The sequence below is a fragment of the Mycobacterium kiyosense genome (assembly GCA_021654635.1).
GTDB classification, from domain to species: Bacteria; Actinomycetota; Actinomycetes; order Mycobacteriales; family Mycobacteriaceae; genus Mycobacterium; species Mycobacterium kiyosense.
In genome coordinates, this window is sequence record AP025179.1 from 464,746 (window position 1) to 482,004 (window position 17,259).

11 protein-coding genes are annotated in these 17,259 nt (G+C 72.0%); 7 read left to right on the forward strand and 4 right to left on the reverse strand.

Annotated elements, in window-relative coordinates; genetic code table 11:
* Window positions 1–9: 9 nt before the first annotated feature.
* Window positions 10–759 carry an NYN domain-containing protein gene (locus tag L6444_RS02245; RefSeq protein ID WP_236980133.1) on the reverse strand — a complete coding sequence of 250 codons (750 nt, stop codon included), beginning with the start codon at window positions 757–759 and terminating at the stop codon, window positions 10–12.
* Window positions 756–1,502, reverse strand: coding sequence for a tRNA (guanosine(46)-N7)-methyltransferase TrmB (gene trmB / locus L6444_RS02250; protein WP_236980135.1), 747 nt, complete (start codon window positions 1,500–1,502; stop codon window positions 756–758). Before trmB ends, L6444_RS02245 begins: the two co-directional genes overlap by 4 nt.
* Window positions 1,503–1,637: 135 nt before the next feature.
* Here trmB and L6444_RS02255 point away from each other — a divergent pair, with 135 nt between their 5' ends.
* The 7 genes from L6444_RS02255 (at window position 1,638) to L6444_RS02285 (ending at window position 11,520) form a co-directional block, all read left to right on the forward strand.
* Entirely contained in the window at window positions 1,638–2,636 is a 999-nt protein-coding gene (locus L6444_RS02255) for a hypothetical protein (RefSeq protein WP_236980137.1), read from the forward strand.
* A complete protein-coding gene (locus L6444_RS02260; RefSeq protein ID WP_236980139.1) occupies window positions 2,633–4,162 on the forward strand; it encodes a hypothetical protein in 1,530 nt (509 codons plus the stop codon). Before L6444_RS02255 ends, L6444_RS02260 begins: the two co-directional genes overlap by 4 nt.
* 178 nt (window positions 4,163–4,340) lie before the next feature.
* Window positions 4,341–6,161, forward strand: coding sequence for a phosphoenolpyruvate carboxykinase (GTP) (locus L6444_RS02265; RefSeq protein WP_236980141.1), 1,821 nt, complete (start codon window positions 4,341–4,343; stop codon window positions 6,159–6,161).
* Window positions 6,162–6,589: 428 nt separating this feature from the next.
* Window positions 6,590–7,864, forward strand: coding sequence for a sodium:proton exchanger (locus tag L6444_RS02270; protein WP_236980142.1), 1,275 nt, complete (start codon window positions 6,590–6,592; stop codon window positions 7,862–7,864).
* Between the two features lie 43 nt (window positions 7,865–7,907).
* Complete coding sequence (gene fadD4, locus L6444_RS02275) at window positions 7,908–9,431, forward strand: fatty-acid--CoA ligase FadD4 (RefSeq protein WP_236980144.1); 1,524 nt, start codon at window positions 7,908–7,910, stop codon at window positions 9,429–9,431.
* Window positions 9,432–9,434: 3 nt separating this feature from the next.
* Entirely contained in the window at window positions 9,435–10,370 is a 936-nt protein-coding gene (locus tag L6444_RS02280; protein WP_236980146.1) for an enoyl-CoA hydratase/isomerase family protein, read from the forward strand.
* 148 nt (window positions 10,371–10,518) lie between these two features.
* The gene (locus L6444_RS02285; protein ID WP_236980148.1) at window positions 10,519–11,520 is read left to right on the forward strand and encodes a MaoC family dehydratase; all 1,002 of its coding nucleotides are present in this window, start codon (window positions 10,519–10,521) and stop codon (window positions 11,518–11,520) included.
* 58 nt (window positions 11,521–11,578) lie between these two features.
* Here the strand turns inward: L6444_RS02285 and L6444_RS30375 are convergent, their stop codons facing one another.
* Both L6444_RS30375 and L6444_RS30380 read right to left on the reverse strand, forming a co-directional pair.
* Complete coding sequence (locus L6444_RS30375; protein ID WP_459551899.1) at window positions 11,579–13,786, reverse strand: PE family protein; 2,208 nt, start codon at window positions 13,784–13,786, stop codon at window positions 11,579–11,581.
* A gap of 1,557 nt (window positions 13,787–15,343) precedes the next feature.
* The gene (locus L6444_RS30380) at window positions 15,344–17,161 is read right to left on the reverse strand and encodes a hypothetical protein (RefSeq protein ID WP_459551900.1); all 1,818 of its coding nucleotides are present in this window, start codon (window positions 17,159–17,161) and stop codon (window positions 15,344–15,346) included.
* Window positions 17,162–17,259 lie beyond the last annotated feature (98 nt).

Below are 17,259 nucleotides of genomic sequence, written 5' to 3' on the forward strand. Positions count from 1 at the left end.
GCTCGCTCCCTATACCCGCGAGGTCAACAGCGAGGACAGCGGCCGGAACGGCTGCAACCATGCTCCCTGCTCGGGTAGCGAATCCAGGCCGATCCGCGGCAGTGGCTCCCGGAAAACACCTGCGATGTCCTCCAGGTCGACGAACTCCAAGCTATCCGACGCTAGCGCCCAACTAGCGTGTTCACGAAATCCAAGCACTTGAACAGGGGTTCCGCCGCGCGCCACCTCCTCCAGCGGCAGCCGGAACGCCTGGCCGTCGGCGGAAGCCACCATCAGCGCCGCCAGACCCTCCCGATACCGCAGCTCGATGTGCTCGAGCATGTCGCGGTCGACGTCGCTGTCCTCGTCGATCTTCGGCTTGGCGAAGACCGCGAAACCGACGTTGCGCAGCGCGTCCACCCACGGGCGCACCACCTCGGCGCTGCCGGGGGCGATATTGGTGAAGACGGTTGCCTCCGGCTCGATCCGGACGTCCGGCTCATCGACCATCCGATTGGCGATCTCGGCGGTGCGGGCCAGCAGCCACCGGCCCAGCGCATCGAAGCGGGGCCGTTCCACGCCCGTCGGACGGCGCCCCAGGATGGAGCCCAGCCCCATGTCGAGATTGGGCGCGTCCCACACCAACAGGACGCGCTTCACCGCCTGCTGGGCCGGGGCCGCCAGGCCGGCCAATCCTTCCTGCACCATGTCACCGGCCGCCAGCATCGGGCGGGCCAGGGCTTCCGACGGTGGGGTTTCATCGGTTTCGGTCAGGCTCATCTGTCTTCGCGCCTCTTCCATACGAACTCGCAGACGCTGCTGCCCGCTTCTTGAGCTTTCGTCTCGTACTTGGTGGTGGGACGGGTCACCGAGATCGGCAACGCTTCGGCGCCGGGGTCGACGCGCACCAGCCGGTGCTCGGCGTCACCGACCGCGGCAATGTGCTCGGCGTAGCCAGGGTGATCGGTGGCCGCGTGCAGCACACCTGCTGGGAGTAGCCGATCCGCGATCAGGGAAACCGTGCCGGTCTGCAGCAACCGGCGCTTGTGGTGGCGCGCTTTGGGCCACGGGTCGGGGAAGAACACCCGGACCCCGGTCAGCGAGGCGGGCGCGATCAGATCCTTGAGCACGTCCACGCCGTTCCCGCGGATCAGGCGGATGTTGGTGACGCCGGCGTTGTCGATCGCGCACAACAGTTGCGCGAGGCCGCGCCGGTAGATCTCCACAGCGATCACGTCGATGTCCGGTTCGGCCTGTGCCATCGCCAGCGTCGAGGTGCCGCTGCCGCAGCCGATCTCCACGACCAGGGGGGCGTCCCGGCCGAACCAGGCACGCGTATCCAGCGGCGCACCGTCGTCGGCCTGCCGTCCGAGCTGCGGAAACAGCCGGTCCCAGGTCTCCCGCTGGGTGTCGGACAACGCCGAACGCCGAGACCGGAAACTGGTGGGCGGCAGATAACCCCAGGGCGTGTCGGGCCGTAACCCCACCCCGGGTTGCGCATGCATTCGTCCATGGTGGCCCATGAACCGCGGATGTAGCCGCCTCTGGTCCGGATTGATACCTAACAGTTGCCTTCGGCTGGTAACGGGGGACACCTGGCTCGCGCGCCGTCGGCGACAATGCCACCATTCGGTGGGGGCTGGCACGGGCCAGGAAGCGTGAACAGGACGAGGAGCAGGGGGCACCAGATTTTCGTCGACGAGCTGACTTTGTTCGCCCGACACGCCGCTGACCAGCGGATAACGGCCATCGCCGATCGAGTCGCCGCGCCGCTGGCGGTGGCCGTCCGCGGCCGTCGAGGCGTGGGCGGCAGCACCGTCGCCCGGGTCCTGGACCGCGCGGGTTCGGGCATCCGGGTGCAAAGCACGGCCGCCGACCTGACCGTCCACGTCCTGGCCGAAGTCGTCAAACCCGAGGACACCCGGGCGCCGCGTCCGTCGCTGGCGGTGCTGAACAAGGCCGACGCAAGCCTGGCCGGCGGTGGGTCCCCCGGCGCGTGGTGCGACAGATTCGCCGAGTTGCTCGGTGCGCCGGTGGTGGCGATGAGCGGGTTGCTCGCCGCCGCGGCGCTGGACGACCTCGACGCGCAGTGCTGGGCGGGTCTGCGGGAGCTGGCCGCCGACCCCGGCGCGTTCGCCGGGCTGGACGGCTCCTTCGACGGTTTTCTGGCCGCGCCGCTCGCGGTGGCGTCGTCGACGCGGGCCCGGTTGCTGCAGAAGCTCGACCTTTTCGGAATCGCTTTGACGGTGGCGGCGCTGCGTCGCGGCGCCGGCCCGGCGCAGGTCCGGGCGTTGTGGTGGCGGGCCAGCGGCGTCGACGCGGTGCTGCGGCAACTGGCGACGTCCGGCGCCGAGGTGCGCTACCGGCGGATGCTGCGCGCGGTCGACGAATTGGAGGCGCTCGCGGTGCGCGACGACGCGGTGGGTGCGTTCCTGTCCCGCGACGACACGGTGACCGCCCGGATGACGACCGCCCTCGACGTCGTCGACGCCAGCGGCCTGGACCCCGGTCCGGACGCTCCGCTGGCACGCGCCGTGCACTGGCAGCGCCGCGCACCGCGCAGTGATCTGCATCGCGCCTGTGCGCGCGACATCACCCGGGGATCGCTGCGACTGTGGTCGCGAACCGGCGCGCTGCCACGTCGGGAGTCGGTGTGACGCGCGACGACCCGGTCGGCCGGGTCGACGCCCTGGTGGGTTCCATCGGGCCGAACCTGACGGCGCCGGTGGTCAACCGCCGGGACGTGGTGCTGGTCACCGGCCCCTGGCTGGCCGGGGTGACCGCGGTGGCCACCGCGCTGCGCCAAGGGCTGCCGCAGCACACCTTCGTCGAGTCGGCCGAGCTGGAATCCGGTGCAGCGCCCAAGGCGGTGGTGTTCGTGGTCTCGGCGGCCGCCCCGCTGACCGATTCCGACTGCGCCCTACTGGACGCCGCCGCCGAGAACACCGACGTGGTGGTGGCCGTGGTCACCAAAATCGACGTGCACTACGCCTGGCGCGACGTGCTGGCCGCCAACCAGGCCAAGCTGGCCGGGCATGCGCCGCGCTACGCCCAGGTGCCGTGGGTCGGAGTGGCCGCCGCGCCGGAAGTGGGTGACCCGCAGGTCGACGACTTGATCGCCGCAGTGCAGGGGCAGCTGGCCGATTCCGACACCGCCCGGCGCAATCGGCTACGGGCCTGGGAATCGCGGCTGCAGAAGGCGGCGCAGCGGTTCGACCGCGACGCCGACGGCGCCGGGCGCCGGGCCCGGGTCGACGCGCTGCGCGAGGAGCGCAGCGCCGCGTTGCGGCAGCGCCGCCAGTCCAGGTCCGAGCGCACGATCACGTTGCGCGGCCAGATCCAGCAGGCCCGGGTCCAGTTGTCGTACTTCGCGCGAAACCGGTGCTCCTCGGTGCGCACCGAGCTGCAGGAGGACATCGCGGGCCTGCCGCGGCGCGCGATGGCCGGGTTCGAGGAGCAGGTGCGGGCGCGGCTGGGTGAGGTCGCCGACGAGGTGGCCGCCGGCGTCGACACCGACCTCGTCGAGGTCGCGCGCCACGTCGGCGTGCCGCTGGAGCTGCCCGCCGCCGAGCGCCCGACCGTCCCGGTGCCGCCGGCCCAGCTGAAATCCCGCCGGCTGGAGACCCGGCTGCTGATGGTGTTCGGGGTGGCGTTCGGGCTGGGTGTCGCGCTGACGCTGAGCCGGGTGGTGGCCGGTCTGGCACCGCGGCTGCACCCGGGCCTGACGGCCGCCGGGATCGCGGTGTGCTTGGCGCTGGGTTTGGCCATGGCGGCGTGGGTGGTGCACATCCGCACCCTGCTGGGTGACCGGGCCGCGCTCGACCGCTGGGTGGGGGAGGCGACGTCGGCGTTGCGGTCGGTGCTGGAGCAGACGGTGGCCAGCCGGGTGGTGCTCGCCGAGTCGCTGCTGAGCACCGAGGTGACCGCCTACGACGAGGTGGAGAACGCGCGGGTGACCGACAAGGTGAGCCTGATCGACGGTGAACTGCGCGAGCACGCCCTGGCCGCGGCGCGTGCCGCCGCCGCGCGCGATCGGGAGATGCCGACGATCCAGGCCGCCCTGGATGCGGTGCGCGCCGAACTCGGCGACCCCGGCCACCCCTTAGCTCCTGAAGCAGCACCCGGCGCCTCCGCCGATTCGACCGCCGCCCCGCGTCCAACCGCAGGTGGTGGCGGATTCTGATCTTCTGAATCGGTCTTGTGAGCAGTCTTATACCTGCCCAGGACTTCCCCCACAAGTGATGCGCGATAACCTGTAACAAAGCGCCATCGCTGTGAGTAGCCACATGCGTTCGTGCCCACGGGACCCTAACAAACCGACAACCGCCGATTACGCAGCAGCAGAATTCAGGAGAGTTCGAATGACCTCAGCAACCATCCCCGGCTTGGATACCGCACCCACCAAACACAAGGGGTTGCTGTCCTGGGTAGAGGAGGTTGCCGAGCTCACCCAACCCGATCGGGTGGTGTTCACCGACGGTTCCGACGAAGAGTTCGCGCGGCTGTCCGAGCAGCTGGTCGAGGCCGGTACGTTCCAGCGCCTGAACCCCGACAAGCACAAGAACTCCTTCCTGGCGCTGTCGGACCCCTCCGACGTGGCCCGCGTGGAGTCGCGCACGTTCATCTGCTCCGAGCGCGAAGTCGACGCCGGCCCCACCAACAACTGGTACGACCCGGCCGAGATGCGGTCGCTGATGACGGACCTGTACCGCGGTTGTATGCGCGGTCGCACCATGTACGTGGTGCCGTTCTGCATGGGCCCGCTGGGCGCCGAGGACCCCAAGCTCGGCGTGGAGATCACCGACTCGGAGTACGTCGTGGTGTCCATGCGCACCATGACCCGGATGGGCAAGGCCGCGCTGGACAAGATCGGGGACGACGGCTTCTTCGTCAAGGCGCTGCACTCGGTGGGTGCTCCGCTGGAAGAGGGCCAGCAGGACGTGCCGTGGCCGTGCAACGACACCAAGTACATCACCCACTTCCCCGAGACCCGCGAGATCTGGAGCTACGGATCGGGCTACGGCGGCAACGCGCTGCTGGGCAAGAAGTGCTACTCGCTGCGGATCGCCTCGGCGATGGCCCACGACGAGGGCTGGCTGGCCGAGCACATGCTGATCCTCAAGCTGATCTCGCCGGAGAACAAGGCGTACTACTTCGCCGCGGCGTTCCCGTCGGCGTGCGGCAAGACCAACCTGGCGATGCTGCAGCCCACCATCCCGGGCTGGCGCGCCGAGACCCTGGGTGACGACATCGCCTGGATGCGATTCGGCAAGGACGGCCGGCTCTACGCCGTCAACCCGGAGTTCGGCTTCTTCGGCGTCGCGCCGGGCACCAACTGGAAGTCCAACCCCAACGCCATGAAGACCATCGAGGGCGGCAACACCGTCTTCACCAACGTGGCGCTGACCGACGACGGCGACGTGTGGTGGGAGGGCCTGGAAGGCGACCCCCAGCACCTGATCGACTGGAAGGGCCGCGACTGGACGCCGGACAACGGCGAGAAGGCCGCGCACCCGAACTCCCGCTACTGCACCCCGATGTCGCAGTGCCCGATCCTGGCCCCGGAGTGGGACGACCCGCAGGGCGTGCCGATCTCGGGCATCCTGTTCGGCGGTCGCCGCAAGACGACGGTCCCGCTGGTCACCGAGGCCCGCGACTGGCAGCACGGCGTGTTCATCGGCGCCACCCTGGGCAGCGAGCAGACCGCCGCCGCCGAGGGCAAGGTCGGCAACGTGCGTCGCGACCCGATGGCGATGCTGCCGTTCCTGGGCTACAACGTCGGCGACTACCTGGGCCACTGGATCAACCTGGGTAAGCAGGCCGACGAGTCCAAGCTGCCGAAGATCTTCTTCGTGAACTGGTTCCGCCGCGGTGACGACGGCCGTTTCCTGTGGCCGGGCTTCGGCGAGAACAGCCGGGTGCTGAAGTGGATCGTGGACCGCATCGAGCACCAGGCCGGCGGCCGGACCACCCCCATCGGCACCGTGCCCTCCGCCGAGGACATGGACCTCGAGGGCCTCGACGTGGACGCTGCCGATGTGGCCGCGGCGCTGGAGGTCAACGCCGACGAGTGGCGCGAGGAGCTGCCGCAGATCGAGGAGTGGCTGGAGTTCGTCGGCGAGAAGCTGCCGACCGGCGTCAAGGACGAGTTCGACGCTTTGAAGGAGCGACTCGCCCAGTAACGCGAGCAGACGTAAAAGAGCCCCCATTGCCGAATGGGGGCTCTTTTCATCTGGCTCGGCCGGGTGGTGAGGGCGGCACGGACCGCTTCAGACGGTTTGCCGGATAATAATGTTCGGCTGGGCGAACTCACCGATCCACGCCTTTGAACTGCGGATCTAAGGTAACCCTGTTTAAGTAACCGGTAGCCGCGCTAAGTTGCCATCGGCTGAGAATCGGGTTACCGTCATAGCTAGCGAAGGGGAGTAGTTCCAGATCGCCGCGCACAGCCGGCGACTGCGGATGGTCGACATACTGGCGATCTAGATCGCCCGGTCATCCACCGGAGAGGTTTTCCGGCGAGCGAGACCTTCGGCCGACAGCACGTCGGTCCGAGGTCTCGCCGCGCGCCGACGGACCAAGGATCGCCAAACGGGAGGATCCACCGGACATGGCCCTACTCGCCAACCGCCGCCGACCCCGGTCGGCCGCCCACACCCTGATCCGCTCACTGCTCATCACCATGCTGTTCATCAGCCCAGCGCTGGTGGCGCGCTTCGGTGGACTGCACCCGACACCGGTGGTCGCCCTGATCAGCTACGGGGCGGCCGTCGTCGCCGCCAGCTTCCTGCTCGCCTGGGCGGCCGAGGCCGCGCAGATCGACGTATCCGGCGGGCTGGCCATCGCGGTGCTCGCCCTGATCGCGGTGCTGCCGGAATACGCCGTCGACCTCTACTACGCGTACACCGCCGGGCACAACGCCGACTACACCCAATACGCGGCCGCCAACATGACGGGATCAAACCGGCTGCTGATGGGGTTGGGCTGGCCGGTCGTCGTCCTGGTCGGCCTCTGGGTGGCGCGCCGGATCGTGCGCAAAGCCGACGGCGTGACCCTCGAACGCGGCAACCGCGTCGAACTCGGGTTCCTGCTGATCGCCGGGGTGGTCGCGTTCGTCGTCCCGGCCACCGGCCACATCCACATCGTGCTCGGCGTCGCGCTGCTGGGCTGGTTCGGGTTCTACCTCTACAAGCTGACCCGCGGTGAGGTCGAAGAGCCGGAGCTGATCGGCACCGCCGCGGCACTGGGCACCCTGCCGCGGCGGGTCCGCCTGACCGTGGTCTGCACGATGTTCGCCTTCGCCGCCGCGGTCATCCTGGCCTGCGCGCAACCATTCGCCGAGAGCATGATCGCCGCGGGTGACCAGCTCGGGATCGACCGGTTCCTGCTGGTCCAGTGGCTGGCGCCGCTGGCCTCAGAGGCGCCGGAGTTCGTGATCGCCATCATCTTCGCCGCCCGCGGCAAGGGCACCGCGGCCATCGCGACGCTGATCTCGTCGAAGGTGAACCAGTGGACGCTGCTGATGGGCTCGCTGCCGATCGCCCACCTGGCCGGCGGGGGCGGGAGCAGCCTGGTCCTGGACGGCCGCCAGGTCGAGGAGATGCTGCTGACCGCGACCCAGACCATGATGGGCGTCGCGCTGATCCTGGCGCTGCGGTTCCACCGCTACACCGCGTGGACGCTGTTGGCGTTGTTCGTCGTGCAGTTCCCGATCACCTCGACCGAGGGCCGGCTGGTGCTCAGCGGCGTCTATGCCGCGGTGGCGGTGGTCGCGCTGGTGGTGAACCGGCACCACATCCTGCCGACGCTGCGCGCGCCGTTCGTCCGTGCCGAGGAGTCTGCAGAGCCGGTTCGCCGGATCGCGCCGGTGCTTGCCCTAAGTTAGTTCGGCTAGCGGCCCGCGAATCCGCGCGTCGTAAAGTTCAGCCATGCAGATTCGCTCGCACGCCCAGGCGCACCCCGACAAGCCCGCGGTGATCCTGCATCCGTCGGGCACGGTGGTGACGTTCGGTGAACTCGAGGCGCGTGCCAACCAATTGGCGCACTACTTTCGCCGAGCCGGGCTGGCCGAGGGCGACGCCGTCGCGATCCTGATGGAGAACAACGCGCACATGCACGTGGTCATGTGGGCGGCCCGGCGCAGCGGGCTGTACTACGTGCCGATCAACACCCACCTGACCGCAGCCGAGGCGGCCTACATCGTCGACAACAGCAACGCCAAGGCCATCGTCGGATCGGCGGCGCTGCGGGAGGTCTGCGCCGGCCTGGGTGAGCACCTGCCCCACGGCCTGCCGGAAGTGCTGCTGATCGCCGACGGCTCGCTTGCGGGCTGGCAGCGTTACCCGGAATGCGTTGCCGGGCAACCGGATACCCCGATCGAGGACGAGATCGAAGGCGACCTGCTGCAGTATTCGTCGGGAACCACCGGCCGGCCCAAAGGTATCAAACGCGAATTGCCGCACGTCCCACCGGAAGACGCGCCGGGCATGATGTCGGCGCTGGTCGATTTCTGGATGGGCCCTGCCGCCGTTTATCTGAGCCCGGCGCCGCTGTACCACACCGCGCCGTCGGTGTGGTCGATGACCGTGCAAGCCGCCGGACTCACCACGGTGGTGATGGCGAAGTTCGACGCCGAGGGCACGCTGGACGCGATCCAGCGCTACGGCGTGACGCACGGTCAGTTCGTGCCGGCCATGTTCGTCCGGATGCTCAAACTGCCTGAGGCCGTGCGCAATTCGTACGACCTGTCCTCGTTGAAGCGGGTCATGCACGCCGCGGCCCCGTGCCCGGTGCTGATCAAGAAGCAGATGATCGAATGGTGGGGGCCGATCGTCGACGAGTACTACGCCTCCTCGGAGGCGATCGGTTCGACGCTGATCAGCGCCGACGAGTGGCTGGCGCATCCGGGCTCGGTAGGCAAATCCATGATCGGCACGGTGCACATCGTGGGCGAGGACGGCAGCGAGTTGCCGCCCGGGCATCCCGGCGAGATCTACTTCGAAGGCGGCTATTCCTTCGAATACCTCAACGACCCGTCGAAAACCCAATCCGCCCGCGACAAGCACGGCTGGATGACCGTCGGCGACATCGGTTACCTCGACGAGGAAGGCTACCTCTATCTCACCGACCGCCGGCACCACATGATCATCTCCGGCGGGGTGAACATCTACCCGCAGGAGACGGAGAACCTGCTCGTCACTCATCCAAAAGTGTTGGACGCCGCGGTTTTCGGTGTTCCGGACGACGAGATGGGGCAGCGGGTGATGGCGGTGGTGCAAACCGTCGACCCCGGCGAGGCCACCGAGGAGTTCGGCGAGGAGTTGCTGGCCTGGTTGCGGGAGAATCTGTCGCATTTCAAGTGCCCACGGTCCATCGCGTTCGAGAAGGCGTTGCCGCGCACCGACACCGGCAAGCTGTATAAGAACGAGTTGGTCGAGAAGTATTCGGTGTGACCGATGCTCCGGGTGGTCGACCTGTCCAACCCGCCGGACGTCGACGTGGGCCGGCCGCCCGGTGTGATCGTGGCGCACGGGTCGGTAGCAGATGAATTCTGGCTCCAGACAGCAACTTTCACGTTGACCGAGCAACCGTGCGCGGATAGGCGGGTCATCACCGTCGGCTCGGTGCGGCGGGCACTCGATGAGCTGACCGCACGGTGTGAGCGGTGGCCGCAGGCCAGTGCGATCTGCGACGACGTGCTGCGCAGCCTCGACCCGGCCGGTCCGGCGACGGCAGGGTTGGTCACCGAATCGCTGGCATATTCCACCCTGCAGGCCGGGCCGGAATTCGCGCGCTGGCTAGCCGAACGCGGCCCGGCTCGGATGCCCGAAACCACCGATCCGGTTGTAGCCCAACGGGACGGGGATATAGTGCGCGTCACCTTCAATCGGCCCGGACGGCACAACGCGTTCTGCACCGATACCCGGGCGGCGCTGCTGGAGGCACTCGCGGTCGCGCAACTGGACACTTCGGTCACCGGAATCGTGTTGAGCGGCAACGGCCCCTCGTTCTGCAGCGGCGGCGATCTCGCCGAATTCGGCAGCTTCGCCGACCCGGCGGGCGCTCATCTGGCCCGCACCCGACACAGCCCAGCCCTGGTGCTCGACGAACTCACCACGCGACTCGGACACGCCTGCCGCGCCGAGGTGCACGGGCAGGTGCTCGGCAGCGGGCTGGAAATGGCCGCATTCTGCGGATGGGTGGTCGCGGCAACGGATTCGGTCTTCGGATTACCGGAGCTGAGCCTGGGCCTGATCCCCGGGGCCGGCGGCACGGTCAGCGTCGCCCGCCGGATCGGGCGTTGGCGCACCGCATATCTGGTGCTCTCCGGTCACACCGTCGGCGCCGAGACGGCCCTGCAGTGGGGTCTGGTGGACGCGATCAGCGCTTGAATTGGTCGCCACCGGCGTTGCCGGGCGCCGAGAGTGAGTCTCGCGACGCAAAACCGGGGCGTGTCGCGTCGTGCGGTTCACTCTCGGGAAGGGGGGTGACGGGGCTGCGTTTGACCCCCCTCGAGCCAGCCTGCCAGCATGTGGCCTTGTGACTAACGGCTACACGGGCATCCGGGCGGGCGGGCCCTACTTCGACGACCTCACAGTGGGCCAGGTGTTCGACTGGGCGCCCTCGGTGACCCTGACCGGCGGTCTGGCCGCCGCGCACCAGGCGATCGTGGGGGACCGGCTGCGGCTGGCCCTGGACGCCGACCTGAGCACCGCGGTGACCGGCGCGCCGGCGGCACTGGCCCATCCGGGGCTGGTGTGCGACGTGGCGATCGGACAGTCCACGCTGGCCACCCAGCGGGTCAAGGCCAACCTGTTCTACCGCGGACTCACCTTCCACCGATTCCCAGTCCTCGGAGACACCCTCTACACCCGCACCGAAGTCGTGGGCCTGCGCGCCAACACCGTGAAGGCGGGCCGCCCGCCCACGGGTCTTGCGGCGCTGCGGATGACCACCATCGACCAGTCCGACCAGCTGGTGCTGGACTTCTACCGCTGCGCGATGCTGCCGGCCAGCCCGGACTGGGTTGCGGGATCCGGCCGCGCCGACGACCTTTCCGGTGTCGGGGCCGATGCCGCCCCGCCGGCGGTGTCGCCGACCGAATCCTGGGACGCCGCGGCATTCCGGCGCCGGGTGCCGGGGCCGCACTTCGACGCCGGGATCGCAGGCGCGGTGCTGCACAGCACCGCCGACGTGGTCGGCAGCGCCGCCGAGCTGGCCCGACTCACGTTGAACGTTGCTGCCACACATCATGATTCGCGGGTGGGTGGGCAACGGCTGGTGTACGGCGGACACACCATCGGGCTGGCGTTCGCGCAGGCCAACCGGCTGCTGCCCAACCTGGTGACCGTGCTGGGCTGGGAGTCCTGCGACCACACCGGGCCGGTACGCGAAGGCGACACCCTGTACAGCGAGTTGCACGTCGAATCCGCTGCAGATGGTGTGCTGGGGCTGCGGTCGCTGGTACACGCCGTCAGCGACGTCGCGGGTGAGCCGGACCGCCAGGTGCTGGACTGGCGTTTCAGCGCGCTGCAGTTCTGAGCTTGCAGAACGACCGCCCGGGCCCGCTGCTGGACCGGGGCGGTCGGACTGCCCGTCTCTAGGTGCCCGGGGTCCCGGCGCTACCGGAACCACCCTGAGTGCCGCCAGTGCCGGTACCGGCGCCGTTGCCGCCTCCGCCGCCGACGCCGGCGGTGCCGCCGCCGCCCCCGGAGCCCGCCGAGCCGTTGCCGCCCGGGTTGCCACCGGGGCCGGCTGCGCCGCCGGTGCCCAGGGTGCCGCCGTCACCGCCGTTGCCGCCGCTCGGGCCCTTGCCGCCGTTGCCGCCGTTGCCGTTGGTGCCGGTGCCGGCGTTGCCGCCCACCCCGCCGGTCTGACCGCCCAGGGTGCTGCCGCCGCTGCCGCCGGCCCCGCCGCTGCTGCCCGCTCCGCCATTGCCGGAGGTCGCGCCGCCGTTGCCGCCGACCGCGCCGTTGCCGCCGTCGCCGCCCTTGCCGCCGGTGCCGCTGTCGCCGCCGTTGCCGCCGTTGGGGTGGCCAACGGTCCCGGTGGCTCCGTTGCCGCCGGTGCCGGGTGCGCCGCCGTCACCGCCCGTGCCCGCAGTGCCGGCCACACCGCCATTACCGGCACCCAGGGCATTGCCGCCGGCGCCCGCGTTGCCTCCGGACCCGCCGTTGCCGCCGGTGCCGCCCGAGCCTCCGGCGCCGTTGTTGACGACGAAGCTGGCGTCTCCGTTTGCGCCGGTGCCGCCCGCGCCGCCGGCGCCGCCCGCCCCGCCGCTACCGCCGGTGCCGCCGTTACCGGAGATCGATCCGCCCAGCCCGCCGGCGCCGCCGTTGCCGCCTGAGCTGCCGGCACCACCGTTGGTGCCGTTGCTGCCGGCGGTCGGGCCGGTGGTGCCTGCGGTACCGGTCGCGCCGCCGCCGCCGTTGCCGCCCTTGCCGCCGTTGCCGACGTTGCCGGCGTTGCCGCCGCCGCCACCGTTGCCGCCGTTGACGCCGGGCGTCGTGGAGGTCCAGCCGTTGCCGCCGGTACCACCGTCGCCGCCGCTGGTGGGTGCGGTGCCGTTGGAGCCGGGGCTCGGGGTGCCCGAGCCGGTGCCGACGGAGCCCGCGTTGCCCGCGGTGCCGCGGTCGCCGCCGTTGCCGCCGTTGCCGCCGTTGGGGTTGGCGGCGCTGACGCCGTTGGCGCCGGTGCCCCCGGTGCCGCCGGCTGCGGCGTTGCCGCCGGAGCCCGCACTACCCGCGGTGCCGACGGTCGATCCGGTGCCGCCGTTGCCGCCGTTACCGCCCGTGCCGCCGCTACCGCCGTTCCCGGCGTTGCCCGCATTGCCGCTGTTGGTGCCGGCCACCCCGGCCGCACCGTCGCCGCCGGCCGCTCCGTTGCCGCCCTTTCCACCGCTGCCGGCATTGCCGCCGGAACCGCTGGCCGCCTGCGTTCCGGTGCCGCCGAGCGTCTTACCGCCGGCGCCGCCATTGCCGCCGCTGCCGCCGCTGCCGCCCTGGCCGCCGCTGCCGCCGGCCTGACCGGTCCCGCCGGCGACCCCGTCGCCGCCGTTACCGCCCTGGGCTCCGGTGCCGCCGTTGCCGCCGACGCCGGCGTTGCCCGAGATCGAGCCACCGTTGCCGCCGTTGCCGCCGACGCCGCCTGAGCCGCCGGCCTGGCCGGCGTTACCGCTGGCTCCCGCGCCGGAGACCGGGGTGGCGTCCGTGCCGGCCACCCCGTTGCCGCCGTTGCCGCCCTTGCCGCCGTTGCCGACGTTGCCGCCGTTGCCGCCGTCACCGCCTGCCGTGCCACTGGCGCCCGGCGTGGTGGGGCTGAAGCCGTTGCCGCCGTCGCCACCGTTGCCGGCCGGCGTGGTCACCGAGGTGCCGGGATTGCCGTTGACACCCGCGCCGACGCCGGCCTTGCCGGTACCGGCGCTGCCGCCGCCGCCTGCGGTGCCGGCGTCGCCGCCGTTCCCACCCCGGGCGCCGGTGCTGGCCGCGCTGGTGGCGTCACCGCCCTTGCCGCCGTTGCCCGGTGTTCCGGCGTTGCCGCCGTCGCCGCCAGACCCGCCGAAGCCCTGGTTGCCCGAGGTGACCGCGCCCGCGTTGCCGCCGGCGCCGCCGTCGCCGCCATTGGCACCGCTGCCGCCGTTGCCGCCGGCTGGCCGGGTCGCCGTCGATGCCGTTACCGCCGGTTCCGCCGTTACCGCCGCTGCCGCCCGTGCCGCCGTTGCCGCTGTTACCGGAGATGGTGCCGCCGGCGCCGCCGCTGCCGCCCGCGCCGCCCTTTCCGCCGGCTGTTCCGCTGGTTCCGGAGGCACCGGCGCCGGTGCCGTCGACACCGTTGGTGCCGTCGGCCGCGTTGCCGCCGGATCCGCCTGCGCCACCATTGCCGTAGGTGCCGCCGCTACCGCCGTTGCCGCCGTTGCCGCCGTTGGCGCCTGCGACGGTGCCGCCGGAGGCGTCGTAGCCGTTACCGCCGGCGCCGCCGTTGCCGACTGTGCCCAGTGGCGTTCCGTTGCTGCCGGCGGTGCCATCGGCCGCCGGGTTGGCGCCGTTACCGTCGGTGCCGCCGGTGCCGGTTTGGCCGGCCTTGCCGACGTACGCGGTGCCGCCGTTGCCGCCGTTGCCGCCGTTGGGGTTGGTGACAGTGCCGTTCGCGCCGTTGCCGCCGTTGCCCGGGGTGCCACCGTTGGCGCCGTTACCGGCGTTGCCGCCTGCGCCGCCGGCGCCGACGGTACCGGCGGGTGCCGCTCCGCCCTTGCCGCCGTTGCCGCCGGCGCCGCCGTCGCCGCCCGCACCGCCGTTGCCGCCGTTCTGGGCGCTACCGATGCCGGTGCCGTACTGGTTGACGTCGGTCACGCCGTTGCCGCCACTGACGCCGTTGCCGCCCGCGGTGCCGTCACCGCCGTTGCCGCCGTAGCCGCCGGTGCCGCCGTTGCCGGCTTTCGAGCCGCCGCTGCCGCCGTTGCCGCCGGCGCCGCCGGCGCCGCCGTTATGTCCGGCGGTGCCGCTGCCGCCGGCAGCGGTGGCGTTGCTACCGCTCACCACGGCTGAAGCTCCGCTGCCGCCGTTGCCGCCGTTGCCGCCGCTGCCGTACATCCCGCCGTTGCCGCCGTTGCCGCCGGACCCGCCGCTCTTGCCCGGGGTCAACGCGTTGTAGCCGTTACCGCCCTGGCCGCCGTTGCCGTTCAGGCCGCTGACCGATGTGCCGGGGGTGCCACCGCCGCCGGGGGTCGACCCGGCACCGCCGCTCCCGGCGGGACCGGCGGTGCCGGCATTGCCGCCGTTGCCGCCGTTGCCGCCGTTGCGGTAGGTCTGGGTGCCGTTGGCGCCCGCGCCGCCGTCGCCGGCTGTTCCGGCGTTGCCGCCGTTGCCGCCCTTGCCGCCGGCACCCTGGGCACCCGCGGAGCCGTTGGTGAACCCGCCGCCCGCGCCGCCGTCGCCGCCGTTGCCGCCGCCGCCGCCACTGCCGCCGCTGCCGCCGTTCTGACCGCCGCCGACGCCATTGCCCTGGCCGTAGTCCTGGCCCGCGACACCGTATTTGCCGATCACGCCGTTGCCACCGTTGCCACCGTTGGCGCCGATCCCGCCGGCACCGCCGGTGCCGCCGTTACCGGCTATCGTGCCGCCCTGGCCGCCGGCACCGCCGGTGCCGCCGGAGCCACCCAGCCTGCCGCTCTTGCCGCTGTCGCCGGGGTTGGTGCCGTTGATGCCGTTGTCACCCGCGACGCCGTTGCCGCCGACACCGCCGGTGCCGCCGTTGCCGTACTGCCCGGCGTCGCCGCCCGCCCCGCCGACGCCGCCGCTGGCGCCCGCCGTGGTGGGCGTGTATCCGGCGCCGCCGGTGCCGCCGGCGCCGCCGGCGGTGCTGGTGTTCACGCTGCCGGAGCCACCCTTGGCGCCCGGAGTCGTGCCGGTGCCGCCGTTACCGCCAGTGCCGACCACGGTGATGTCGCCAGGGTTGCCGCCCGTGCCGCCCTTGCCGCCGGTGGTATGGCTGGCGTCGCCGGCCGAGCCGACACCACCATTGCCGCCGAGGCCGGTAGTGCCGCCAGCTCCGCCGTTGCCTCCGTTGCCCACGGTGCCGTTGGTGACCGTTCCGGCGTTGCCACCTTGCCCGCCGGTACCGCCCTTGCCGCCGGTACCGCCGGTACCGCCGTCGGGAGAGTTGAGCGTCCAGGAACCGGCACCGCCGGTGCCGCCGGTGCCCCCGGTTCCACCGGTACCGCCGTTACCGCCGTTGCCGCTGTTGCCGGCCGTCCAACCGCCGTTGCCGCCCTTGCCGCCGTTGCCGCCGACGCCGCCTTGCTGGCCGGTGCCACCGGGACCGCTGGGGAAGTTACCCGTGTTACCGGTGACGCCGGTACCGCCGGTGCCGCCGTTGCCGCCGTTGCCGCCGTTGCCGTAGGCGCCGGCGTCGCCGCCGTCACCGCCGCTGTAGCCCTGCTGGCCGGCGCCTGGGACGCCGAAGGCGTTGCCGCCGTTGCCGCCGTCGCCGCGATGGGTGCCGCCGGCGAGGTTTTGACCGTCGGTGCCGGGCGAGGCGGTTGCGCCTGAACCGGCGCTGCCGGTGCCGGGGTACCCGCGGCGCCGCCCTTGCCCGGGTTGCCGCCGGCACCGCCGTCGCCGCCGCCGAGGAATCCGTCGCCGCCGGCGCCGCCCTGACCGGCGGTGCCGCCGTTGCCGCCCTTGCCGGCGTTGCCGCCGGTACCGGCCGGGTTGTTCCAGCCGTTGCCGCCGGTGCCGCCGTCGGCGCCGCTGCCGGCGTTGCCGCCCGCCCCGCCGTAACCGTTGTAGATACCGCTCTTGCCGCCGGCGCCGCCGTCACCACCGTTGCCGCCGGTCTGACCGTCGGCCCCGTTGGGGTTCGTCGCGGAATTGCCGTTGCCGCCGTTCGCGCCGGCGACACCATTGCCGCCGTCGCCGCCGTTACCGCCGTTGCCGTAGTCGCCGCCAGCACCGCCGGCGCCGCCCTTGCCGCCGCTGGCGCCGGGTGTCGTCGGGTTGTAGCCGTCGCCGCCGTCGCCGCCGTTGCCGCCGACGCCGGTGGGAGTGCTGCCGGTGTTGCCATTAGCGCCGTTGTTACCGGTGGTCGACCCCGCGCCGCCGGTGCCGCCCGCGCCGCCGCCGGCGCCGACACCGGCGTCGCCACCCTTGCCGCCCTTGCCGCCGTCCGGGTTGGCCTTGGTGCCGTCGGCGCCGCGGCCGCCGTTACCTTCCTGGCCGCCGTTGCCGCCGTCGCCGCCGTTGCCGGCGTTGCCGCCGGCCCCGGTGGTGCTGCCCGCGCCGCCCGTGCCACCGTTGCCGCCGGCTCCGCCGGTGCCGCCGCTACCACCGTTTCCGGCGTCCTGACCGCCGCCGATACCGTTGCCGTACGCGTTGACGTTGGCCACGCCGTTGGCGCCGCCGGCGCCAGTCCCGCCGTCGCCGCCGTCGCCACCGTTGCCGCCCGAGCCCGCTGCGCCGCCGGCGCCCTGGGTGCCGGCGAAGCCGTACAGGCCGGCGGTGCCGCCTGCGCCGCCGGCGCCGCCGTTGCCTCCCGTGCCGCCACCGCCGCCGATGCCACCGTTCTGGCCGCCGCCGGCAGCCTGACCGGTGCCGGAGTATCCGCCTGCGCCGGTGCCGCCGTTTCCGCCATCGCCACCACTGCCGCCGACGCCGCCCTGGCCGCCCTTACCGCCGTTGCCCATCATCGAGCCGGCGTTGCCGCCGACGCCGCCCTGGCCACCCTTGCCGCCGGCCTGGCCCGCGGTGCCGTTGATGTCGTTGGTGGATCCGCTGACGCCGTTGA